Source organism: Desulforamulus ruminis DSM 2154 (genome assembly GCF_000215085.1).
Lineage (GTDB): Bacteria > Bacillota > Desulfotomaculia > Desulfotomaculales > Desulfotomaculaceae > Desulfotomaculum > Desulfotomaculum ruminis.
Window position 1 is genome coordinate 2,376,807 of the sequence record NC_015589.1, and the last position, 22,529, is coordinate 2,399,335.

26 protein-coding genes and 1 pseudogene are annotated in these 22,529 nt (G+C 48.7%); 10 read left to right on the top strand and 17 right to left on the bottom strand.

Annotated features, from left to right (window positions below; translation table 11 throughout):
• Nucleotides 1-13: 13 nt before the first annotated feature.
• Nucleotides 14-1,747: an ABC transporter ATP-binding protein gene (locus DESRU_RS11865; RefSeq protein WP_013842347.1), complete on the top strand. Its 1,734-nt coding sequence runs from the start codon at nt 14-16 to the stop codon at nt 1,745-1,747.
• 279 nt (nt 1,748-2,026) lie between these two features.
• Here DESRU_RS11865 and DESRU_RS11870 read toward each other — a convergent pair whose 3' ends face one another.
• Nucleotides 2,027-2,278, bottom strand: coding sequence for a helix-turn-helix domain-containing protein (locus DESRU_RS11870; protein WP_013842348.1), 252 nt, complete (start codon nt 2,276-2,278; stop codon nt 2,027-2,029).
• A 129-nt stretch (nt 2,279-2,407) separates the two neighbouring features.
• On the opposite strand from DESRU_RS11870, the gene DESRU_RS11875 reads away from it, so the two are divergent.
• Nucleotides 2,408-2,941, top strand: coding sequence for a hypothetical protein (locus tag DESRU_RS11875; protein ID WP_187290567.1), 534 nt, complete (start codon nt 2,408-2,410; stop codon nt 2,939-2,941).
• Nucleotides 2,942-3,059: 118 nt separating this feature from the next.
• On the opposite strand, the gene DESRU_RS11880 is transcribed toward DESRU_RS11875, so the two are convergent.
• From DESRU_RS11880 to DESRU_RS21125, 4 genes and pseudogenes are all read right to left on the bottom strand, one after another.
• Nucleotides 3,060-3,419: a cupin domain-containing protein gene (locus DESRU_RS11880; RefSeq protein WP_013842350.1), complete on the bottom strand. Its 360-nt coding sequence runs from the start codon at nt 3,417-3,419 to the stop codon at nt 3,060-3,062.
• Nucleotides 3,412-3,516, bottom strand: coding sequence for a DUF4368 domain-containing protein (locus tag DESRU_RS21285; protein ID WP_081462011.1), 105 nt, complete (start codon nt 3,514-3,516; stop codon nt 3,412-3,414). Before DESRU_RS21285 ends, DESRU_RS11880 begins: the two co-directional genes overlap by 8 nt.
• A 217-nt stretch (nt 3,517-3,733) precedes the next feature.
• Complete coding sequence (locus DESRU_RS21120; protein ID WP_207635941.1) at nt 3,734-4,072, bottom strand: MFS transporter; 339 nt, start codon at nt 4,070-4,072, stop codon at nt 3,734-3,736.
• Nucleotides 4,054-4,317, bottom strand: a pseudogene (locus DESRU_RS21125) (MFS transporter); the annotation flags it as partial. The gene DESRU_RS21120 and the pseudogene DESRU_RS21125, both read right to left, overlap by 19 nt.
• A 151-nt stretch (nt 4,318-4,468) precedes the next feature.
• On the opposite strand from DESRU_RS21125, the gene DESRU_RS21650 reads away from it, so the two are divergent.
• Entirely contained in the window at nt 4,469-4,657 is a 189-nt protein-coding gene (locus tag DESRU_RS21650) for a hypothetical protein (RefSeq protein ID WP_337998892.1), read from the top strand.
• 75 nt (nt 4,658-4,732) lie between these two features.
• Nucleotides 4,733-5,122 carry an iron chaperone gene (locus tag DESRU_RS11890; RefSeq protein WP_013842351.1) on the top strand — a complete coding sequence of 130 codons (390 nt, stop codon included), beginning with the start codon at nt 4,733-4,735 and terminating at the stop codon, nt 5,120-5,122.
• Between the two features lie 50 nt (nt 5,123-5,172).
• Here the strand turns inward: DESRU_RS11890 and DESRU_RS11895 are convergent, their stop codons facing one another.
• A complete protein-coding gene (locus DESRU_RS11895; RefSeq protein WP_013842352.1) occupies nt 5,173-6,072 on the bottom strand; it encodes a GGDEF domain-containing protein in 900 nt (299 codons plus the stop codon).
• Between the two features lie 294 nt (nt 6,073-6,366).
• On the opposite strand from DESRU_RS11895, the gene DESRU_RS11900 reads away from it, so the two are divergent.
• The 5 genes from DESRU_RS11900 to DESRU_RS11920 are packed head-to-tail and all read left to right on the top strand — an operon-like array spanning nt 6,367 to nt 11,660.
• A complete protein-coding gene (locus DESRU_RS11900; protein WP_013842353.1) occupies nt 6,367-7,482 on the top strand; it encodes a GerAB/ArcD/ProY family transporter in 1,116 nt (371 codons plus the stop codon).
• Nucleotides 7,472-8,572 (top strand): GerAB/ArcD/ProY family transporter, encoded by a 1,101-nt coding sequence (locus tag DESRU_RS11905; RefSeq protein WP_013842354.1) that lies wholly within the window; start codon nt 7,472-7,474, stop codon nt 8,570-8,572. The genes DESRU_RS11900 and DESRU_RS11905 overlap by 11 nt, the downstream gene beginning before the upstream one ends.
• A 4-nt stretch (nt 8,573-8,576) precedes the next feature.
• Nucleotides 8,577-10,217, top strand: a complete 1,641-nt coding sequence (locus DESRU_RS11910; protein ID WP_013842355.1) for a spore germination protein — start codon at nt 8,577-8,579, stop codon at nt 10,215-10,217.
• Nucleotides 10,214-11,422: a Ger(x)C family spore germination protein gene (locus tag DESRU_RS11915; protein ID WP_013842356.1), complete on the top strand. Its 1,209-nt coding sequence runs from the start codon at nt 10,214-10,216 to the stop codon at nt 11,420-11,422. The genes DESRU_RS11910 and DESRU_RS11915 overlap by 4 nt, the downstream gene beginning before the upstream one ends.
• A 7-nt stretch (nt 11,423-11,429) precedes the next feature.
• On the top strand, nt 11,430-11,660 hold the full coding sequence (locus DESRU_RS11920; RefSeq protein ID WP_013842357.1) for a hypothetical protein: 231 nt from the start codon (nt 11,430-11,432) through the stop codon (nt 11,658-11,660).
• Between the two features lie 10 nt (nt 11,661-11,670).
• Here DESRU_RS11920 and DESRU_RS11925 read toward each other — a convergent pair whose 3' ends face one another.
• The gene (locus tag DESRU_RS11925; RefSeq protein ID WP_013842358.1) at nt 11,671-13,092 is read right to left on the bottom strand and encodes an FMN-binding glutamate synthase family protein; all 1,422 of its coding nucleotides are present in this window, start codon (nt 13,090-13,092) and stop codon (nt 11,671-11,673) included.
• Between the two features lie 139 nt (nt 13,093-13,231).
• Between DESRU_RS11925 and DESRU_RS11930 the strand changes: the two genes are divergently transcribed.
• Complete coding sequence (locus tag DESRU_RS11930; RefSeq protein ID WP_013842359.1) at nt 13,232-13,687, top strand: DUF441 domain-containing protein; 456 nt, start codon at nt 13,232-13,234, stop codon at nt 13,685-13,687.
• Here DESRU_RS11930 and DESRU_RS11935 read toward each other — a convergent pair.
• The 10 genes from DESRU_RS11935 to DESRU_RS11980 all read right to left on the bottom strand — a co-directional run bounded on the left by DESRU_RS11935 (nt 13,684) and on the right by DESRU_RS11980 (nt 22,528).
• On the bottom strand, nt 13,684-13,977 hold the full coding sequence (locus DESRU_RS11935) for a DUF5665 domain-containing protein (RefSeq protein ID WP_013842360.1): 294 nt from the start codon (nt 13,975-13,977) through the stop codon (nt 13,684-13,686). The genes DESRU_RS11930 and DESRU_RS11935 overlap by 4 nt on opposite strands.
• Before the next feature lie 282 nt (nt 13,978-14,259).
• On the bottom strand, nt 14,260-14,928 hold the full coding sequence (gene hypB / locus DESRU_RS11940) for a hydrogenase nickel incorporation protein HypB (protein WP_013842361.1): 669 nt from the start codon (nt 14,926-14,928) through the stop codon (nt 14,260-14,262).
• Nucleotides 14,888-15,298 (bottom strand): hydrogenase maturation nickel metallochaperone HypA/HybF, encoded by a 411-nt coding sequence (locus DESRU_RS11945; RefSeq protein WP_013842362.1) that lies wholly within the window; start codon nt 15,296-15,298, stop codon nt 14,888-14,890. The genes hypB and DESRU_RS11945 overlap by 41 nt, the downstream gene beginning before the upstream one ends.
• A 29-nt stretch (nt 15,299-15,327) precedes the next feature.
• The gene (gene hypE / locus DESRU_RS11950; protein WP_238446284.1) at nt 15,328-16,317 is read right to left on the bottom strand and encodes a hydrogenase expression/formation protein HypE; all 990 of its coding nucleotides are present in this window, start codon (nt 16,315-16,317) and stop codon (nt 15,328-15,330) included.
• Between the two features lie 31 nt (nt 16,318-16,348).
• Nucleotides 16,349-17,440, bottom strand: a complete 1,092-nt coding sequence (hypD, locus tag DESRU_RS11955; protein ID WP_013842364.1) for a hydrogenase formation protein HypD — start codon at nt 17,438-17,440, stop codon at nt 16,349-16,351.
• Nucleotides 17,441-17,448: 8 nt separating this feature from the next.
• Nucleotides 17,449-17,685: a HypC/HybG/HupF family hydrogenase formation chaperone gene (locus DESRU_RS11960; protein ID WP_013842365.1), complete on the bottom strand. Its 237-nt coding sequence runs from the start codon at nt 17,683-17,685 to the stop codon at nt 17,449-17,451.
• Nucleotides 17,664-19,961, bottom strand: a complete 2,298-nt coding sequence (gene hypF / locus DESRU_RS11965) for a carbamoyltransferase HypF (protein ID WP_187290568.1) — start codon at nt 19,959-19,961, stop codon at nt 17,664-17,666. Before hypF ends, DESRU_RS11960 begins: the two co-directional genes overlap by 22 nt.
• 16 nt (nt 19,962-19,977) lie before the next feature.
• A complete protein-coding gene (locus DESRU_RS19895; RefSeq protein WP_013842367.1) occupies nt 19,978-20,478 on the bottom strand; it encodes a hydrogenase maturation protease in 501 nt (166 codons plus the stop codon).
• A gap of 33 nt (nt 20,479-20,511) precedes the next feature.
• On the bottom strand, nt 20,512-21,096 hold the full coding sequence (locus tag DESRU_RS11975) for a cytochrome b/b6 domain-containing protein (RefSeq protein WP_013842368.1): 585 nt from the start codon (nt 21,094-21,096) through the stop codon (nt 20,512-20,514).
• A 22-nt stretch (nt 21,097-21,118) separates the two neighbouring features.
• Nucleotides 21,119-22,528, bottom strand: a complete 1,410-nt coding sequence (locus DESRU_RS11980; RefSeq protein WP_013842369.1) for a nickel-dependent hydrogenase large subunit — start codon at nt 22,526-22,528, stop codon at nt 21,119-21,121.
• Between the last annotated feature and the right edge of the window lies 1 nt (nt 22,529).

Genomic DNA, 22,529 nt, shown 5'->3' on the forward strand with positions numbered 1-22,529 from the left:
AGGAGGAAATCCTATGCTGGAAACCATTCGCAAGTTTTTCGCCTTTGCGGGAAGGCATGGTCGCCTCATGAAAAAGGGCATCATCATCACCCTGATTAATTCCATTTTTCAGGCCCTGCAGATTTTGGCGCTGGCAGTGGTGCTGCAGGCCATGGTGGATGGAAATGTGACGGCTGAAACCGCCTGGACCTCCTTCGGTATTATGTTTGTCAGTATGCTGGGCGCTATCCTCACCCGGCAACGGGCCACCATGGCCCAAGCCGAGGGAAGCTTCATGATGTGCGCCGACAAGCGTACCGAAATCGGCGACCGTATGAAATATATGCCCATGGGCTATTTCAATGACAACAGTCTGGGAGCCATCACCGCCGCCATTACCACTACCATGGAGGATGTACAGGACATTGCTCCCCGGGTGATGGATAAAATCATTCACGGTTATGTTCACGCAGGGGTGATCACCCTGATGCTGCTGATTTTTGACTGGCGCATCGGGTTGATCATTATGGCAGGAATCCTTCTATTTATGGCCGCGAATTCACTGATGCAGCAAAAATCCCGCCAAATTTCTCCGGCACGGGTGGCGGCCCAGACTTCTCTGGTGGGTGCGGTGCTGGAATATGTGCAGGGAATCAGTGTGGTGCGCGCATTCAATCTGGAGAGAGCAGCCGGCAATACCCTTGACCGAGCCATTGCTGAATGTGAAAAAAACAACATTAAACTGGAAATGGCTTTTCTCCCCTTTATGCTTGTGCAAACCCTGATTCTTAAATTTACCAGCGTTCTGATAATCCTCGCCTCCATTGCCTTTTTCCTTGGCGGCACCATGACGCTGACCACTTGCCTGCTGATGCTCATTTCCGCTTTCATCATTTTTAGTCAGTTGGAAACCGCGGGTAGCATGTCCGCCCTGCTGCGGTCCATCGACGTGTCCATCGACCGGGTGGCGGCCATCCATCATACCCCGGTCATGGATGAACAGGGCCGGGACATCCGCCCGCAAAATTATACCATTGAAGGCCGTCAGGTAAGTTTCTCCTATGACCAACGGAAAATCCTGGACAATGTTTCCTTTACCATCCCCGCCGGCAGCACCACCGCCATCGTGGGCCCTTCCGGCGGCGGGAAAACCACGCTGTGCAATCTGATCACCCGGTTCTGGGACGTGGACAGCGGCTCCATTACGCTGGGCGGCGTAGATGTACGGGAATATACCCTGGACAGTCTGCTGGCCAATTTCAGCATGGTGTTTCAGAGCGTGTACCTGTTTAACGATACCCTCTTCAACAATATTAAATTTGGAAAACCGGAGGCAAGTCTGGAAGAGGTGCGTGCCGCCGCGCAAAAGGCCCGCTGCGACGACTTTATCATGGCGCTGCCCCAAGGCTATGACACTATCATCGGCGAAGGGGGCGCCACCCTTTCAGGCGGCGAACGCCAGCGCATCGCCATTGCCCGGGCCATACTGAAGGATGCGCCCATTGTCATTCTGGACGAGGCCACCGCCAACGTGGATCCTGAAAACGAAAGCCATCTGCTGGAAGCCATTGAAGAAATGACCCGCAATAAGACCATTATCATGATCGCCCACCGGTTGAAAACCGTGCGCAGCGCCGACCAGATCTTAGTTCTGGACGGAGGAAAGATCATTCAGCGAGGCAACCACCAGCAGCTATTGTCCCAAGGAGGCCTGTATGCCGACTTCGTCGGCATGCGGCAGGCGGCCATCGGCTGGAAGCTGGGCTAGCCCCTCCAAATCAGACCTAAGGCATAGAAAAACGCTCCGCTATTTTCTAGATGTCAAGGGAGTAGGCAAAAATAAAGCAGGAGTATACTGTTGACGGCTAAACCAAGAAAGGACAGGCCTCTCATGGCCTGCCCTTTCTTTAAATCTCCGTTTAAAATCTGACACAAAAAAGTGAGGCTGCCGACACTCTTGCTCTCCTTTGATGCAATACGGTAGGGAAAGAGAACGGAAGCCTTTTTGTTTATTTTTTTCAGTTAATTAGCTGATTAAAATATTGGTTTACTTAAACACCAGCAATTGGCTAGGATCAACATCAAGAGCTTTAGCAATTCTGTAAAGGGCAATGACCGATAAACCATAGACAGACGTGCTTTCCAGGTGGCTGATGGTTGTATAACTTAAATCTGCTTTTTCGGCAAGCTCATTTTGGCTGAGACCTCGCTGCTTCCGAAAAAATTGAATCTTAAATCCTATATTCTTAAGAAACTGCTTTTCCTCCTTTGTGTAAGATTTTTTGTTAATTGGGGGCATAGCATTTTTTCCTCCATTTATGTAAAGCAAAGTATGTAGTATAATTTTATATAATATACAATTGCAAATATACGTTGTAAAAAGGTATAATATTGTTGTATAACAACAATATTATTTTTTAATTACCAGATGAAAGGTCAAGCAATGTCCAATAATAAACAACAAAGAGTAATGACAAATGTAATTATTCTTTCGGACCGCCTCATGGGTGAGGCGAAGAAACTATCATCTTTCATCTACTCCTGTGCCGATAATATGAATGTACTTGGTATTGCTGCAAACAGCCAGGAAGTTATGCAGCTTGCAAAAAATCACTTTGTTGATTTTCTAATTATTGTGGGTTATCTAAGAGATGAAAAAAGCTATGGCGTGGTTCAAGAGCTTTACGAGCAGAATAAGAATTATACTCCGGTCCATTATGCCATGCTTGATTCCTTAATTTTTGATCTGTGCGAACAATATAATATCTCGTTACGTTTTGACCGCACCTTGCCAAAAGCAGAATTTATTGATTACCTGGAAAAATATAAGAATTATAAATATCAACGTGATTTAAAAACACAAAAAAAAATGACCACTTCTTTAAAAAACAAAAAGCCAGGTAATCCATGGCCTGGCTTTTTCAGTAAATTTTTAAAGTTATTTTTAAATTTTTTACCGTGAATTAAGCTGTTTCGGAAAAGGGAGTCATTTTTAAACAGGATAAAACAAGGGGATAGGCATGTGTTTTTTCAACGTATTACCTTTTAAAACAGAATGCCTGTCCCCTCTTGTGTTGCTGTTAAATTTTTTCAGGCTCTTTGACGGTTCTTTCATTGATAACATCCCCGGTATTTAACGTTGTCTTTGCCTCAATTAGCATCACATGTGTTTCAACTTCAGCCACCGGCATATGTTCAATTCCTTTTGGAATAATCAAAAATTCTCCTTCATTTAAAAAGATATCCCTGTCCCGGAATCGAATTGTCAGCCGACCTTTTATAACAAAAAACATTTCATCTTCATCTTTATGGCTATGCCATAAAAATTCACCCTTTAGTTTAACTACTTTCACATAGGATTCATTAACTTCATCTACTATTTTGGGGCTCCAGTACTCATTAAAATCATTCAGCTTTTCATAAATATTAACTTTATCCATGGCTATTCCTCCAAAATTGCTTAGATTTATCTACCCGCCGCGTCCTTCTCTGTTCAGGTTCATGGACAACGATTTTCTCTACAAACTCATTAAGCATGGGTGTGTTAAGCCGTTGAAATCCGTATACCTTTCTACCAATTCCAAAAATTTATCAGACCCACGCTGTATTTCTCGAAGCTGTACATTCGCTGTGGCTTGCTCTAATTCCTTCTACTCCCGCTCATACCCGCGGAAGGCTTTTAAAACCGTTTTTTCTGTTTTTATATTCTTTGCGACAACCGCTATACGATGATTGAAGTTGAAATTTAGTAAGCTCATTTGTTAGAAGACAATTGTATATCTGCGGATTCATTTTTTCCCATGGACAGTGCTGGAATGAGTGCAATAGTGCCAAAGCCAATGGACCACCAAAAGGCAGTATTGTATGCGCTTGCAACCGTTTGAATATTGGCTGCGGAACCACTGGAAAGCTGATGCTGGACGATGGTTGCCAGTATGGCCGTTCCGAATGCTCCGCCAATCTGCTGTAAAATCCTGCTGGCAATACTGGCATGAGGAACTTGCTCTCTGCTTAATCCTTCATATACGGAAGCCATGATGGGAATGGTCACTCCACCGAGACCCGCTCCCCGTATCAGCAGTGCCGCTGCCATAAAAGGTGATTGGTATCGGAACCGGCAAAAGCAAAGGGTAACGAACCAACTAGCGTAACCATAAGGCTGACCACAACGATTATACGGGGACCTATGCGGTCGGTTAGGCTTCCGAACCAGCTTCTGGTCAATAACATGCCCACCCCTTGTGGAATCAACAAAAGGCCGGTAACCAGAACGTTTTCACCCTGGACCTGCTGGTAGTATAATGGTAGAAGAAGCATGGCTCCAGAAGTGACGATGCCGGCAGGAAAAGCAAAATAATTGAAGCAGAAAAATTACGGGATTGAAACAAATGCAAGTCAATCACCGGCGCATTTTTTGTTCGTAAGACGTAGACAATAAAGGCTACCGCCAGGAGCAAGCCGATCCCCAGCGGAACCATCACTGGGGCCGATTCTTGGCCCCATGCTGGGTGGCATTATTGTAAACGGCTTAAACAGGCGTTGGACTTTTTATGTCAATATTCCCATTTGTATGGTGGCATTATTGCTGGCCTGGCGGGGATTACCGACGGATAAACCTACAAGCTTATGGGCATCGGCGTGCTTAAATAAGTGTTCTTTGGGGGACAACCGGAAGTGATTTTGGCAGGATGATTTATAAAAGTCTGCTTCTTTGTGTATAATGAGAAGCAAAATAACACCAAGGAGAGCTACCATGGAGACGAATAAGACGGAGTTCAAAACCATTGACGATTACATTGCCAGTACCCCTCCTGAGATTCAGGAAAAACTCCATGGGTTAAGAACTCTGATTAAAAAAGAAGTTCCCGAAGCACAAGAAAAAATGAGCTGGCAAATGCCAACTTTTTATCTGCATGGAAACCTGGTTCATTTTTTTGCTCATAAGCACCACATCGGATTTTATCCCGGCGCCAGCGGAGTGGCAGCTTTTCAGGATGAACTGACAAACTACAAAACTTCAAAGGGCGGGATACAATTGCCCCTGTCTCAGCCATTGCCTTTTGACTTGATTCGGCGGATTGTACAGTTCAGAGTTGCTGAAAACATTGAAAACGCTCGGCAGAAAGCAAAAAAGAAAAAGTGATGGCAAATTCCTGCCTGTGGCTCCTTTCTGCCCATAACGCCGATCACATACTAAACAACCTTATTTCTACCATTGTATTTTGCTTTATATAATTTTTTATCCGCAAGTTCAACCACTTCACGGGCGGTTATTTTATGTTTTTTACCACATAGGGTCTCAACACCAAAGCTGCAAGTGATATGCAGGACTTTCTCGCCAATTTGAAACTCCTCTTGCATAATGGCTTTCCTCAGGCGTTCCGCTATTTGCAGGGCGGTTTTACAATCGATTCCAGGAAGGCATATAAGGAATTCTTCCCCACCGTATCTGGCCACCCAACTCTCTTCGCTGCGCACATTCTCCTGAAATACTTTTCCAACACCGCATAATACCTGGTCTCCCACCACATGCCCGTAAGCATCATTGACGCTTTTAAAAAAATCCAGATCGGCATAAATTACCGACAAAGGCTCGCCGGATTTGTGCATTTCCTCCAATGCACCAGGGAGTCTTTCATCAATAAAACGACGGTTATATAAGCCCGTTAATTCATCTCTGGTAAGCAGGTATTCGATATGCTTGGAGATAGACGTCATCAGCAAATTAGGATCGTTGCAAGTTTCTCCCGTTTCAAAACACAAATTGCCTGTTACATCTTGGATAAGTTCCATTACCAATCTTCTGTCAGCGATAAGCACAGGTACTGCGGTCACTGCATAGATCCCTCTGCTCTTGCCGGCAATTTTAATGGCCGTGCCATTGCCATTTAGCGCACGCATGGAAATGCAGTTTTCACAAATTCTCCCGGTATCCCAAAATTGATAGCATAAGGGAAGCTTCGCTGTTGGCGATTGGTGCAGCACATCTACCGCCGCTTTACTTTTAGGATCAACAATGCGTATACCGATATATAAATTCTTCAACATCTTTATTTTCTCTGCAGCGTCATCCATGCTGGCAAATTTCATCATCGGGTTCCTCCACCTTTGTTCTTCCAATTATCACTACAAAATGGCCCGGTTATACCTTGGGTCTATTGATATTTTATTTGCCTAATGGCCTTCCATGATGTCGTTCGTCCTCGATACTTAGTTTTTTGTTCCCAATAACAGCCTCCATTCACTCTAAATAAAATAGGATCAACAGCAAAAAAACCATGGGCTGCTTCGTTCCATGGTTTACTTTACTTGCTCAAGATAAGCGTAAAGGACGGCATACACATTCCATGGGTAATATGGATAATCCTGCAAAAAAGTGGAAGAATAATGGCCAAGGACGTTGATGCAGCTATGATCTCCAACCGGCAATTTACCTTTATATTGATTCTTTTTATAACTTCCACGGCGGATGTTTTTCTTCCTTCCATCTCCGTCCAGTTGGCCGGACGGGATACCTGGCTTGCGGTAATGGTTGCAGCCTTCATCGCCAGTGGCATTGTCTTGATCCAGGCCGAACTGGCGCAAAGGTTTCCGGGCCAGCCCCCTAGTGCTTATGCCGGTAAATTGCTGGGGCCGCTGGGGGGAGCTTTGTTCATTTTCTGCTACCTGTTCTTTCTATTCTATCTTACCGCTGTGGTCATCGGGGAACTGGTACAGATAACCAACTCTATTTTTTTTAGCAATACACCCAATATACTCATTGTCTTATTGCTTACTCTTGCGGCAGGCTACGCAGCACTACTGGGGCTTGAAGTGGTGGCCCGGGTGATTGAGTTTGTCTTTCCCCTGGGCCTCTTGATACGCATACTGATTGTGGCTTTTGCACTGAGCGACCTGGAAATGATCCGGTTTATGCCGGTTCTGGAGCATGGCGTCGGTCCGGTTCTCCAGTCTTCCATGCGCATTACCGCATGGCTGGGCGAAGGGGTCATTTTATTGTTCCTGGCACAATTTATTAAATCCCCGGCAGCCTACAAAAAGTCCATGTTAGCGGCCATTTGGACGGTTGCCTTTTTGCTCCTGCTGAGTTCCTTATCCGTTGGCTTGTTCGGTTCCCAGCAGGCTGCAGATATTACTTTTTCACTTTTTGAAATCATTCGTATTTTAGAGTTTGGCGGGAGTCGTGGTTTTGAGGCCATCCTAATGGTTTTCTGGTATTCGGCGACCTTTTTCAAAGTATCCATTTTAATGATTATCCTGTTTACAACCCTGCAGAAAATCACCCGGGCTGAAGCCACCCGCACTTTACTGTTGCCCCTGATTCTGTTGGTTACCATTCTGCCGCTATTTTTATCTTCGGAAGTGAGCAAAACCCTGCTTATTCTTAAAAATACCTGGCCGGGCCTGGCCCTGACCTTTGAATTGCTGCTTCCGGCCCTATTGCTGATGATTGGCCTTCTGAAAAAAAAGAACAACCGGGGTGGGTCGCAAAATGAAAGCTGAAGCTCAAATTTCCTCTTGGCAGGCAACCGCCTATATCGTGATCCTGATCCTTCCCACCGCCATTTTATTTGTCCCAGCCACTACTGCCGCCTCAGCCGGTCCGGATGCTTGGCTGTCCCTGCTGGCGGCCTTGGTTTTCGGACTTCTGGTAGCAGGAATCGCCTCGGCCCTGGCCTCCCGCTTTCCCCAGGAAACACCGGTGGAATACGCACCCAGGCTGCTGGGCCGATATCTGGGTAAGCTGGTGGGTTTGATCTTCGCCTGTTACTTTTATTACGTGGCCTACTTTGTACAGAGGCAGTTCACGGAACTAATGTCCACTACCTATTTATTCAATACGCCGGTTTTAGTCAATATCGGCTTGTTAACGCTTATTGCCTGTTACGCCCTGTACCTGGGCATGGAACCGCTGGCCCGTACCAATACCGTGATTACCTGTTTTTTTCTGATCAGTATCGTGGTCATATTTTTACTCATCCTAAAACACATTCGGCTGGAAAATTTTACACCGTTATTGGCCACTCCTCCGGGTAAAATCCTCTTTGGAGCGCTCTCTCCAGGCAGTTGGTTCGGGGAGTGTGCGGTCATTTTGATGCTGGCGCCTTTTCTGGCGGATAAAAAAAAGATTGCCCGGATTACCTTCGGGGCTGTCCTTATCGTTTTTTTCAGCATGGTTTTGGTCACCATCGGCGCCGTAGGACTTTTCGGACCCGAGACCACTTCCAGGCTGGTGTTCCCTACTTTCTCCCTGGCCCGCTACACCATGATCGAAACCTTTATGTCCCTGGATCGTGTGGATGTTTTGTTTATGGCCGTCTGGGTAGCCGGTATGGCCTTTAAATTAACCACCTTTTTTTATGCCGGTACCCTGGCCTTTGCCCAGTTATTTGGACTTAAATCCTACCGGCCGTTGATCATTCCCGGAGGAATCCTGTTAACGGTTTTATCTTTGAACTCCTGGACCAATATTGCGGAATTGATGGAGTTTTCCGCCCAGGTGTTCCCACCTTCCGTTTCCTTTGTTAACTTTTTTCTTACTTTTTTACTTTACTTAATTTCATTTAAAGAACCATCACCAGGGGGCCAATGAAAGAATGATTAAATTTCTAAAAAAAATGACCCGGGTTCGCCAAAATAAAAATAAGTTTAAATCAGAGAAATCCGCCGGTCTCTCCGCAGAGGATAACCCTAAGATTTATACCGGAAAAGAACTAAGAAACACCCTCATTCTCCCGTCTTTGAAAAAAAATCTGGATTTTCTTAAAGAAATGTTGGGCGCCAATGTGGATCTGGTTATCCGGGATATTCAGATTGGCCGCAGCGAGATTAGACCTGCCGCCCTGCTCTATTTTGACAACCTTACGGACTCCTCCCTGCTGGATCAGCATGTTTTGCGCCCTCTGGTTTTAGAAGTCTATGCCACCGGCCTGCGCACCGGTCCGGAAATCATTGATCAATTGGAAGCCGGCAACCTGATCACCCGGGCCGAGTTAAAAAAGGTGGAAAACTTTGACGCCCTGCTGGACGGTTTGCTGATCGGTGAAGTGGCGCTCCTTATTGACGGGTTCCCCTACGCTGTGTCCATCAGCATTAAAGGCTATAAATCCAGAAATGTGGCGGAACCCGATTCGGAACCGGTGGTCCGAGGGCCCAGGGATTCCTTTGTGGAAACCCTGAGCACCAACATCTCCTTAATTCGCAGAAGATTGCAGAGTCCCAACCTGGTCTTTGAACCCATAACCCTTGGCTATATTACCAAAACGAAGGTTTCCATGGCTTATCTGCGGGGGGTTTGTTCCCCGGATTTGGTCCGTGAAGTCCGCACCCGTTTAAAAAGAATTCATATCGACGGCGTGCTGGAAAGCGGTTACCTGGAAGAATTAATCCAGGATCACCCTTATTCGCCCTTTCCCCAGGTGGGTGTCACCGAGCGCCCGGACCGTGCCGCAGCCGGCCTTTTAGAGGGACGTGTGGTCATTCTTACGGACAATACGCCCATGGCCCTGTTGGCACCGGGGGAGTTTTTTTCTTTAATGCAGGCGGCGGAAGATTATTACAACCGCTATATTTTTTCAACTTTAATCCGCTTCTTTCGCTATACCGCCTTTATCATGGCTCTGCTGCTGCCTGCCGCTTACATTGCCATCACCACTTATCACCAGGAGATGATCCCCACCCAACTGCTGGTCAGCATCATGGCCGCCCGGCTGGGGGTTCCCTTTCCGGCCTTTTTGGAAGCTCTGCTGATGGAATTTTCCTTTGAACTGCTGCGGGAAGCCGGAGTCCGACTGCCCAGACCGGTGGGCCAGGCCGTCAGCATTGTAGGCGCTCTGGTGATCGGACAGGCTGCGGTGCAGGCTTCCCTGGTATCCCCTTTGATGGTAATTGTGGTGGCTGTAACTGGGATTGCCAATTTCACCATTCCCCAGTTCAATATTTCCGTGGCCATACGAACCCTGCGCTTTCCCTTAATGCTTTTAGCCGCCTTTCTGGGTCTGTACGGTGTAATGACCGGCGTGCTACTTCTATTGCTGCACATGTTTTCTTTAAGAAGCTTTGGGGTTCCTTACCTTTCCCCGCTGTCTCCCTTTAAACCCGGGGATTTGAAGGATGTGGCTGTGCGGGCTCCCTGGTGGACCTTAACCCGCCGCCCCTCGGAAACCGCCGATGCTTCCCTCAGAATGACTCCCGGTCAGATACCCCATCCTCCTAAAAAAGGAAGTGATCCCTCATGATGAAGAAAGTCATCATTCTGCTGGTGATTTGTCTTTTTCTTCCCGGCTGCTGGGATTTAACGGAACCAGAAAAACTGGGTCTGGTTATGGCCCTGGGAGTGGACCTGGCCGAGAACAATCAAATTGAGCTGATTTGCGCCGAAGTAAATGTGCGTGCGGTAGCCGGCGGGGGTATGGGAAGCAACGGCGCTACCGTTGAACCCCCCTTCCATATTCACTCCGGCACCGGCATCACCATTTTTGACGCCATTCGAAGAATGTCCAGGGAAGCCGCCTACCGGTTGTTTTTCGGACATATTCAAGCCATCATTCTTTCCGAAGAACTGGCAACCACCCGGGGTATTCGACCGGTTATTGATTTTTTTGAACGGGATCCCGAAATGCGGCGGGGCACTTGGCTGCTGATCGCCAAAAAGGGGCAACTGACCAAGGTGCTTACCTCAGATATGCCGATCAAGGACAGTAAAGGCCAGTTTTTGGCAGGCATCATTAAACACCGGGAAAGAAGTTCCTTTTATGCGCCCAACCGGCTGGGGGATTTTGTAGAATTTTTTACGGAGCAGGGTCATGAAACCTATACCGCCGGAGTCATTGTAACCTCCGTCCCCTCCGAAGAGAATCCTGCCTCTACCGGTAATCCCTCCAAACCCCAAACCGCTGATTTAGCTGTTCTGGATACCGCTATTTTTAAAAACGATAAAATGGTTGGCTGGTTTAATGACAGGGAGAGCCGGGGATTGTTGTGGGTCAAGGGACAGGTACGGGGCGGGGTGATCAACGCCCCCTGGAAGGATCAGCAAATTGCCTTGGAAATTTTATCCTCCCAGGCCCAGGTGAAGCCGGTCATTGTGGATGGAAAAATTCAATTCAATATTCATATCAAGGTAAAGTCCAATATTGGAGAAAGTCAAACTGATTTAGACTTCAGCCAAACCAAAGTGATTGAAGAAATTCAAAAATTGCAGTCTCAAGAGGTGAAAAAAGAAATTGTCATGGCTTTTAACAAATCCAAGGAATTGGAAAGCGACCCCTTCGGATTTGGTCGACACTTCTATGCCAGCTTCCCGCAGCAATGGAATCAAATCAAGGAACAATGGTATGAATACTATCCCAATATCGCCTTAAATATTACCGTTGATTCGGAAATCAGCCGTATTGGGATTATCTCTAAAACCGCCAGAAAATCCGACGGAAAAGAGGAGTGAGAAGGTCATGCCTGCGGTGCTGTTAACCTGCTTTTTTGCGGTGGTTTTATGGATACAACTGCCTTCTTTAATCAAAAGAAAAAACTTCCGGGAAATCATTGCCTATTCTCTGATGATGATAATGGGTATGGTCTATAGTTACGCTTATCTTTGGGATATTAAACTGCCCAATCCCACCCATGCCGTTGATGCGGTATTTCGACCCATAACGAAGTTTTTGGACCATCTGCTGGTGTAAAGAACCCTGTTTAAAATTTAGGGTAGTATTTTCTAACTTTTCTTTTCGGTTCATGATAACCTAACTGGATGCCCGCAATCTCCGCCACCTCTTTGTCAATGGCAAAGAGGTCTTCCTTGGAAACCTCCCGGATGGAGGTTTTGCCAAGGGCCTTAACCCCTTCTTCCATTTCGTAAACCGTGGCGTGCAGGAACCGGGCCAGGCTTTTAGCCCCCTCCTCCACCTTAAATTTGTTTTTATATTTGCCATTTTCCCAGGCCAATTGCGTGGGAGGCTCAAAGGGAACCACTTTTAAAACCTGGGTATGGGTTGTGGCAAAGAGTACCGCCGTACCCAGGTATACGGCGTCGGCTCCCAGAGCCAGCATCTTCAGGCAGTCACCGGGAGTGGAAAGTCCACCGCCTACCAGCAGGCTCACTTTTCCCCGCAAATGATGTTTCTCCCAAAACTTGGCGGCTCTGGCAGCGGCAATAAAGGTAGGTACGCCAAAGTCATCCTCCAATAGGGGCAGAGAGCCATGGGTGCCCCCCTCAGCCCCATCAACACTGACAAAATCCGCTCCGGCCCCCACAATGATCTTTAAGTCCTCTTCCAGATCCTTGCCCGCCCCGATTTTGACCCCTACCGGGACTCCACCGGTCACCTTGCGCAGATATTCAATCAGCTCCTTTAAATCCTCCTGGCTGGCCACACCTTCCAGCCGGTTATGGATGACCGCATCCTGTCCCCTGCGGAGACCCAGCCGTTTTCTAAGCAACCCGCTCATATGCTCGGCCTTCAGTGTTTTTCCCGTTCCGGCATTGGCTCCGTGGCCAAATTGAATCTCAATGGCGTCACTTTGTTTCAGGTATTTCTCATCCCGGTTCCAGGATATGCGCGAAAACTGCAGAATGAGGTGTCGGGCCGCTTTTCTTTCTGCCTCCAGCCAAGGTCCCAGACCGGTGTTGGTGGCGGTTCCGGCCCTGGCCGAGCCCTTGGCAAAGGCAATTTTATATGCCTCGGAAAGGGCCAGACCGTAAGCCATCCCTGCCACTAACAGGGGAATTTTTAACCGTAAGGGTTTTCTTGCTTGGGGGCCAATGGTTACGCCGGTATCGATATTGGTCTCCCTTTTAGTGGGCAGCTTATGAAGCTGGGCAATGTTAAACAGGATTTTATCCAAATAATTGAAAGTACGCGGACCTCCAATGGGTCTTTCAATGAAACTGTCGGTACCTGCCCGCAGTTCCGTCTGAATAAGTTTATTGACATCGTAGCGCTGGATGGAGGTGGCCAGCATCCACAGGTTCTTTTCATGTTGATCCTGAATAAGCGGATAGGTAATCCAATCGGCGATATAATCCACAATCTTGCGGGTGGCCAGGATTCCTCCGAAGGTCAGCAAACCAGCCGCCCCAAGCCTTTTAATCAGAGACATCTTTCTTTCTGACACTGCATCATCCTCCCGCTGTTAACGGATTCCTGTAGATTGCAATTTCACATTCGTTTTTAAAGGGTTGTCCGGTTTTCGTGCTAGCTTGTTCCACGAAGGCATATATTTTATCAACATCCATTGTAAAGGGGTTCTGGCCATGCACTCCGGGGAAATCATCATGGTTATTTTATTAATTATTGGTTTGGTAGCCCGTTCCAATCTTATTTCCGTCTGTGCCTGCATTTTGCTCTTCCTTCAGTTCAGTAAACTGGATTTTCTCTTCCCTTATTTAGAAACTCACGGACTGGAGCTGGGCCTGTTGTTTTTATTGCTGTCCATCCTGGTTCCCATCGCCACTGAAAGGGTTACCGGCCGGGACCTGCTTTACAATGTCACCTCGCTGCCCGGTATTTTGGCCATTGTCGGCGGAGTCATGGCCACGCACCTTAACAGCGAGGGATTAAAATTAATGCAAATTGATCCCGGCATTATTTTTGGTCTCATTGTAGGTTCCGTTATTGGCATTCTTTTTTTTAACGGACAACCGGTGGGCCCCCTTATGGCCGCAGGCGTTGCCTCCCTCTTTCTGGAGGTTTTAAGCTGGTTTAGCTAATACATCTTAATTTGCACCATCTGCACCACCTGGGCAATAAAACCTCCAATAACCGGTAGATTAAGCACCACCAGCTTTCTTAACAGGTAAAGCAGCACTGCGCCCAAAATGGTAAAACCCACGGCAATGCCCAGTCCTCTGGCAATTCCGGAAATGAAATTGACCCATAACAACCGGCGGGTATCGCCTAGAAGCTCTACGTATTCCGCCAGTTTCATTTTTTCCATATTTTCAGCCAGCCGGTCAATCCTTCCTTGTAAGGAAGTGACTCCTTTTTTAACCTGTTCCATCACCATTCCTCCTGCCGCTATTTTTTCCAGAGAAGGCCTTTTTATCTCGCAAGAATTAAAGCCATTTGCTGGTACTGACTTTGGAGAAATTGAAAACGATCTGGAGCTGCTCTAAACGGGCCAATTAGAATAGACCACGGATTAATCATCCAATATTTTAAAATCCGCGCAAATCCGTAAAATCCGTTCAATCCGCGTTCTATTGCTTTTTAAAAAAGAAGGAGCTGCGCATTAACCTTGTCAGGTTCTTTTTGCCTCAGCTCCCTCTATATCTATTAAATTCTAGGCCGGTTTTTCCACGGTATTTTTCCCTCTCAGCCATTCTATCCAGGAAAGGCAGCCTTCTCCTGTAACAGCCGAAAGCTCCAAAACCGGAACCGCCGGATGAATCTTTTTAATATTGTCTATGAGCTGTTGGGTATCTGCCTGCAGCCTATTTTTGAGATCCATTTTATTAATGACCACCAGATCCGCCCCCCGGAACATTACCGGATATTTCAAGGGCTTTTCCGGTCCTTCTGTCAGGCTGGTAACCACCACCCGTTGATGTTCTCCCAGGTTAAAAGCTGCCGGGCAGATGAGATTGCCAATGTTTTCAATAAATAGTAAATCCAGACCCTTTAAATGGATATGGGTCAGGGCACTGGCAATCATCCTGGCGTTTAGGTGACAACTGCCGCCAAAGGTTTCGGTAGCAATTTGCACCGCCTGAATGCCAAACTTGGCCAGCCGCTCAGCATCATAGGTGCTGGCAACATCTCCTTCAATTACCGCGGTTTGCAAGTCTCCGGCCAACAGTTCCAGGGTTTTCTCCAACAAAGCCGTCTTTCCACAGCCGGGAGAACCCATCAGATTCACCGCGCGGATGCCGTGCTCCTCAAAAAGCTGCCGGTTCTCTTCGGCCATATTCTCATTGGCCTCCAAGAGCTGTTTTAAAAGAGTTATCTTCATCTTGCGTCATTCCCTCCTTTTCTGCCTCTTCCACCTGGATGAAATCAATGATCATTTCTCCCCCTGCCACCATTTCCACATCTTCACTGGAACAATCGGGGCAATGAAACCGGGGCGTTTCCAGGTTTTTTTGCCTCAGACAACGGCGGCAGCGGATCACCAGCGGTATTTCCTCAATTATTAGCCTGGTTCCCGCGAATGAGGTATTTTGCACCAGCAACTCATAACAGAAACCCAGTGTTTCCGGAACAACCGATGTAAATTTACCGACTTTAAGATGGACCTCTTTGATCTGCCGACCGCTTCCCAGCTCCTCTTGGTATTCACCAAGGATTTTTAACAAATCCTGGGCCATGGATAATTCATGCAAGATGACGGCTCCTTTATACTAACATTGATTCAACAAATCCTCGGCAGTTGGTCTGCCGCCAGGGTGTCTACCAGACGCTTTCCCCCCGTCGCGGTGTGCAGCAAAACCCTGCCGGCAGGCCCTGAGGTTACCTCGCCGATGATCCGGCTTTCCCTGCCCTGGGGGTGGCTGCGCATGGTCTTCAGTAAAAGATCCGCATCCTCCCGGGCTGCAATCACCACCACTTTGCCTTCATTGGCCACATACAGGGGATCAAAACCAATCAGCCGGCACAGAGTAAGGATTTCTTTGCTTACAGGCAGGGCTTCTTCCTCCAGGGTCAAACCAAAATTCATGCCCCGAACCAGTTCATTCAGTGTGGTGGCCAGTCCGCCCCGGGTGGGATCACGCATGATTTTAATTTGATCCGACACTTCCAGCATCCCGGCAATCAAGGAGTGCAGCGGGGCCGCGTCACTTTGTATGGCTGTTTCAAAATGAAGTTTCTCCCGGGCGGAAAGAACCGCTATACCATGATCCCCAATGGTTCCGTTAATCAACACCTTGTCTCCCACGCGAATTTTCTCCTGGCCCAAAGAAATCCCCTCCTTGACCATTCCCAGCCCGGACATATGAATAAACAACCCGTCCGCCTCGCCTCGGCCCACCACTTTGGTATCTCCTGTCACCACTTCAACCCCTGCCAGCCGGGCCGTTTGACCCATGGAGCAAACAACCCTTTCCAGCGTATCCATGGTCAGCCCCTCCTCCATGATCAGCCCGCAGGAAAGATACATCGGTGCCGCCCCCATTACCGCCAGATCATTGATCGTCCCGCAGACCGCCAGCTTTCCGATGTCTCCCCCGGGAAAGAAAAGGGGTTTTATGACATAGGCATCAGTGGTAAAGGCCCATGATGCTTCCTTCAGGTCAACCACCGCCGCATCCGCTAAAGGCGCCAGCCTGGGATTGTTAAAACGGGGCAGCAGCAGGCGGTCAATTAAACCGGAGGTCAGCCTTCCGCCGCTGCCATGAGCCAACAGGATTGTTTCGGTCTTTTGCTCAGAAATGTCAGATCACCCCTCGGTATTTTAAATGGGTTGCGCAGGTTCCCTCGGAAGAAACCATGCAGGGACCCGCCGGGTTATCCGGAGTGCAGGATACAGCAAATAAAGAACAATCGCCGGGTGTATTGAGTCCCCGCAAAATCCTGCCGCAAAGACACCCGGGCCTTTCCCGGGAAGAAACGGCTGCCATGGGAAAAGCGGCCTGGGCATCGTAGAACCGGTATTTTTCTCTGAGCTTGAGCCCGCTGCGGGGAATGGTTCCCAAACCGCGCCATTCCGTATCCGCCGGTTCAAAAACACTGTACAGGGTCTTTAAAGCCTTGGGGTTTCCCTCTGGCCGGACCGCTCTAAGGTATTGATTGATCACCCGCGGTTTCTTCCTTATAATCTGTGCTGCCAGAAGAGCAATGGATTCCAGTATATCCGCCGCTTCAAAGCCTGCCACCACACAGGGAAGGGCAAAATCCCGGGGCAAAAATTGGTATATTTCTGTTCCGGCAACCGCACTGACATGCCCTGGACAAAGGATGCCGTCGATATTGACTTCTCCGCCTGCCACCAGGGCGTGCAGCACCGGAGGCATTTGTTTACAAAGACTGTACAGGTAAAAATTCTTCAGCCGCATTTTTTCGGCCATAAGTATGGCTGCTGCCACCGTAGGGGCGGTGGTTTCGAAACCTGCTGCCCAAAAGATGACCCGTTTCTGTGGATGATCCGCCGCCAGTTGCAATGGGTCCATGGCGGAAAGGACTATGCGTACATCACATCCCTTGGCCTTTTCCTCCAGCAGACTGGATTGGGAACCGGGGATTTTCATCATATCGCCGTAAGTTGCCAGAATGGTGTCGGGCTGCCGGGCATAAACAACAGCTTGGTCAATGGCGGAAACCGGTGTCACGCACACGGGACAGCCGGGCCCGGAAACCAGCCGGATGTTGGGAGGGAGGATGCTTTTTAACCCGTGCCGGAAAACAGCAACGGCATGGGTGCCGCAAACCTCCATCACGGTAAGGGACCTGCCCCCGGAAATTTTTTCAATCAGCTTGACCAGTTGATCTATTTTTTCCCGTTCCCGGTATTCAGCCCTTTGCCCCATGCACCAACTCACCCCTTTGCGGTATCTGCTTCAGCAGCGTCGATGCCTGACAACATCTCCAAAATTTCCAACGCTTCCGTCTCTTTCATTTCCTGAATGGCAAAACCGGCATGAATTAAAACATAGCTATTGAGGGAAGCCTGTTCCAACAACTGCAGATTCACCCGCTGGCGAACCCCCGCCAATTCAGCGATGCCCCACTGGCCGGTGATCTCCGTTATTTTCATGGGCACTGCAAGGCACATTTTTTCCACCTCTCATTGGCAATGGCCACCTGGCCCAGAGCAATGCCGCCATCGTTGGCAGGAATTTCTTTATGGGTATAAACGGAAAATCCTCTCTTGGCCAGGACTCCATGGGATCGTTCCAGAAGATAGAGATTTTGAAAAACCCCCCCGGTAAGTACCACGGAATTGATTCCCTGGCGAGCCCGTATCTCTTCACAGGTGCTCCCGATTACTTCCACCAGACTGTTATGGAACTTGGCCGCGATGATGGGTAAGGGAATGCCTGTCTCCACATCCTTGACAATCCCGTCAAGCACAGGGGCCAAGTCAAATTTCAAAGACTTCAGCCTCTGAAGGGAGAAATCGTATCTTTGGCCGCAGTTCTTATCCGCAATGGCTTCCAATTCAAGGGCCGCCTGTCCTTCATAGGTTACTTTCATGCGCAGGCCCAGCAGGGCGGCAACCAGATCAAAGTAGCGGCCCACCCCACAGGCCTCAGGACAGTTGATCCCGGTCTGCAGCAGGGCCTCCAGCAGGGCCCATTCCTTTCCATTTAAACCCTCTATCAAGGGAATCTTTAAGCCTCCGAAATTTTTACCATACATTTGCTTCAGACAGGCCGCGGCAATCCGCCAGGGTTCCCGCAGGGCCTGTTCCCCCCCGGGCAAAAAGAGATAGGGAAAATGGGCCAACCGCTGATAACCGGCCAAGTCCGCCAGAAAGAATTCCCCGCCCCACAGCTTGCCGTCCTCGCCATATCCGGTGCCGTCAAAAACCACACCGATCACCGGGCTGCTCAAACGGTTTTCAACCATGCAACTGGCCACATGAGCGTGGTGATGCTGTACTCCCAGGGTTTTCACCCGGGGCAGCGATAAGGCATAGCGGGTGGAAAGATATTCGGGATGCAGGTCATGAGCCACCAGTTCCGGCTGGATGGAAAAAAGCCGCTGAAAATGAAGAATGGTTTTTTCAAAAAAATCCATCACATCCGCATGATCCAGGTCTCCAATGTGCTGGCTTAAAAAAACCCTGTCGTCCCTGGCCAGGGCAAAAACACATTTTTGTTGCGCGCCGCAGGCCAGGATATGCTTCTCCAGTTTATAAGCCAATGAAATGGGCCGGGGAACATAACCCCGGGCCCGGCGGAGGACATACTCCTGATCCCGGTATAGTTTAACCACCGAATCATCACAACGGATGTGAATGGGCCGGTTATGGACCAAAAAATAATCCGCCGCCCCGGACAAACTCTCCAGGGCCAAAGAATCCTGGAAAACAATGGGTTCCTCAGAGAGATTTCCGCTGGTAGCCACCAATACCAGTCCGGAGTCTTTAAGCAATAAATGATGGATGGGCGTGTAGGGAAGCATCACGCCAAAATATCGTTGCCCCGGGGCTACGCCGGAGGATATCCTGTTAGGTTGCCGTTTCTCCAGCAGCACAATGGGCCGCCTGTAATCACAGAGGTATTTTTCTGTCCCTTTGTCCAGCCGGCAAAAAGCTGCCACCGCTTTCTGATCTTCCGCCATCAGGGCAAAGGGTTTATCCGGTCTGTTTTTTTGTTGGCGCAAACGGCTTACAGCTAAATCATCCGCCGCGTTGCAAACCAGATGATAACCGCCAATCCCTTTAATGGCTAAAATCTTCCCCTCTCGCAGTAAACCGGCAGCCTCCCGGACCTCATCTTCACAGGAAATCCGCCTTCCTTTACGGTCCCGGAGTTGCATCTCCGGACCGCAACGGCAACAGGCATTGGGCTGGGCATGAAACCTTCGGTCCAATGGATTCTCATATTCATGCAGGCAGTGATCACACATGGCAAAGGCCTTCATGGTGGTTTTGTCCCGGTCGTAGGGCAGGCCCTCCACCAGGGTAAAGCGGGGACCGCAGTGGGTGCAGTTAATCAGGGGGTAGCGGTAACGAGGGTTGTCCGGGTCCATTAATTCCTGCAGGCAGTCTGGACAAGTGGCCAGATCCGGGCAAATATAAGGAAGAGGTTCACCCATTCCCTGACTAGATAAAATAATAAAGTTTTTATCCCTCTTGCTTGGAATTTCCCGGCAGGATACCTCTTTAACCAAAGCCCTGGGGGGTGCCTGAAGGGGCAACTGGGTTAAAAAGCTCTTTAACTTTTCCGGCGCTCCTTCCACTTCCGCCAACACCCCACCGGGATCATTCAGAACAAAACCGCTTAACCCACATCCTTTAGCCAGTCTAAAAAGATAGGGCCGGAAGCCCACTCCCTGCACAATACCCCCGACTCTTATTTCCCAGCGCAATGCATCCGTCACTTCCCGGCAATAAAATCTATGATAAGTTTTCCAGTTTTGACAAATTTTTATTCAGTTTATCCGGATATAGCAACTGATCACAAAGATCCCTTATCTTTTGAATCACCCGGGGAAGGATGCTTAAAATTTCAGGAGATAGCCCATAGCCTAAAGTAATCTCCTTTGGTTCAACACCCAGAATGGTAACTGCCGGCGATAGACCAAAAAATTTCATAATCTCAACCACGCTTAAAAAGTCGTCTTCATGTTTTAACAGGACCGGGGCCCTTGGCAGCATCTCCTCCGGTTTAAGCAAATAAAGGGTGCCCGGAGCATGCCCCCCCTGCAGGGCGTCCAGCGCAATAATATGCCGGCAAGCAGCAAAGGCGTCCCAGTAATGATAAAAGGAACCCCCTGCGTTATAAGCCTCCACACCGGCTGGCAGTCCGCTTTTCAGAAGTTCCTCAACAATCCGGGGGCCAATGCCGTCATCTTTCCATAAGGGATTGCCAATGCCCAGGATGGTGATTTCCGGCAGATTAAGCCCCTCCCTTCCATCTACTTTTTTGGATCACTTTTTGCCGGTAAAGATCGACTTGAGTTTTCTCAAATTATCCGTCAGTGCAAAATAAATATGTCCGGAAATCATGGAAGTAGTTAACAAGGCGATGAAATAATGCAATTTGCGGATGGGATTCAGGCCGCCAAAGATCTTTCGAGTCTTCATCCACCGGCCGGAGGCATAAAGAGGCAGCCCGGTGGCGATTTGAGCGGTGAGCAAAACGCCCAGCCCGGTAAATAAAATTTTCTGGATGGGATTATACTTTTTATATTGCGGTTTATTTGGGGTTAAAAACAATTGATATTTTAAGTATTTAGGCAAGCTGTGGATATCTTTCCTTTGCAGGCTGAAATCTTTATAATTTTTGCTTTTGTAACCGTAACAAAGGCGGCCTAAAAAGGAGGCCAAAAAAATCTGTTGGGCCACGAAATGGGTTTTCTGGGCTGAACGCATATCTTTAAATCCGAGCTTACGATTCGGATCGTTGATATAAAAGCCGCTGAAGATGCAAGCCAGTACCGCCGACGCATAGCTCCAGTGAAACAGCCTGTTTGGCAGGGAATGACGCGGTTTGGACCTATTTTTAAAAATCATTCGGTGCTGCCCTCCGTAACAGTTATGGCATGATCATCATTTTTTTTACCGGTTTTCCCGCTACCATCACATGGGCGGAGCAGGAGGAACAAAGGTCAAAGGCACGAATCACCCGGCAGATTTCCACCGGTTCCTGCTCGTTCTCCACCTGGACGCCCAGCAAGGACTCTTCCACCGGCCCCGGTTGTCCCCGGTTGTCCTTGGGAGAAAAGTTCCAGGCAGTGGGCGTTACAATATCGTAATTGACGATTCTCCCTTTTTCAATCCGTACCCAGTGCCCCAAAGGACCTCGCATGGCGTCCGTAAGCCCTGCCCCTACCCCTTTGCGGGGTGCCTGGTAAGGAAAATATATCGGCTCGGTGAATTTAAGCTCCCGCAGCCACCCCAGCATCAAGAGGCCGATTTCTTGGGCCTCCAATGCCCTGGCCAGCAAACGATCCATGGTGGAGATGCCCCGGCAGTCTCCTTTGATCCACATCCGGGCCAAAGGTCCTCCCTCCAGGGCCTGTCCCTGATAGCGGGGAGCCTTAATCCAGGAATAGGCCCCTTTCTTTTCCCGGTCCGGTTCGCCGGGTATTTGTCCGGGGCTTTTTACTCCCTCCCCATCCTGAGCATACCAGGAACGACTGACGTCCTCACGAATAAAAGAAGCATGGAAATTCCGGGCCTGCCCGTCTATGAGAACTCCTTTAGGAAAATACCGTTCTTGATCGTCTTCATCCACCGGAAATAAGCCGAAAGACAAAAAATTAATTTTTCTTACCCCCATGTGATAGTAGTCCTCATAGACCTTAGCCAGGGTATAAACATCCGGGATCATGACCTGGGTGATAAAATGATTGATTTTCTCCAATTTGACCTTAAAATCCCCGATGATCTCCGGGGACGGAGGGACGGTACCGCCGCCGGCCAAAACACCATGATTAAAGGGGGTTTTGCCGCCCAGCAATATGATTAATTCATTGGCCAGCCGGCTAAATTCCACCGCCATAAAATAATGCTTCACCATGGCTTGATTAACTTTGCGGGACAACCGCAAATCCTGATTAAACCCGTTGGTCAACGGCCCTAAATTGGGCATCCGAACATAATCCGGCATAGAAAAAAGGTAGATTTGCCGGATATGGTTTTGCAGTATATCGGCGCCAAAAATTAAATTTCTTAAAATAATCCCGTTACGGGGCGGCTTTACACCGGCGGCTTGCTCCAGGGCCATGGAGGATGCAACACTATGGGCTGAAGAGCAAATACCGCAAATCCGCCCGGTAAGATAAGGAGCATCCCGGGGATCCCTGCCCCGGAGAATGAACTCAAAGCCCCTGAAAGAATCTCCGATGATCCGGGCGTCAACAACCTTTTTATTTTCTACCATCACTTCCACAGAGGTGGGTGAGTGAACCCTTTGCAGCGGGCTGACGGTGATTTTTTTCAAG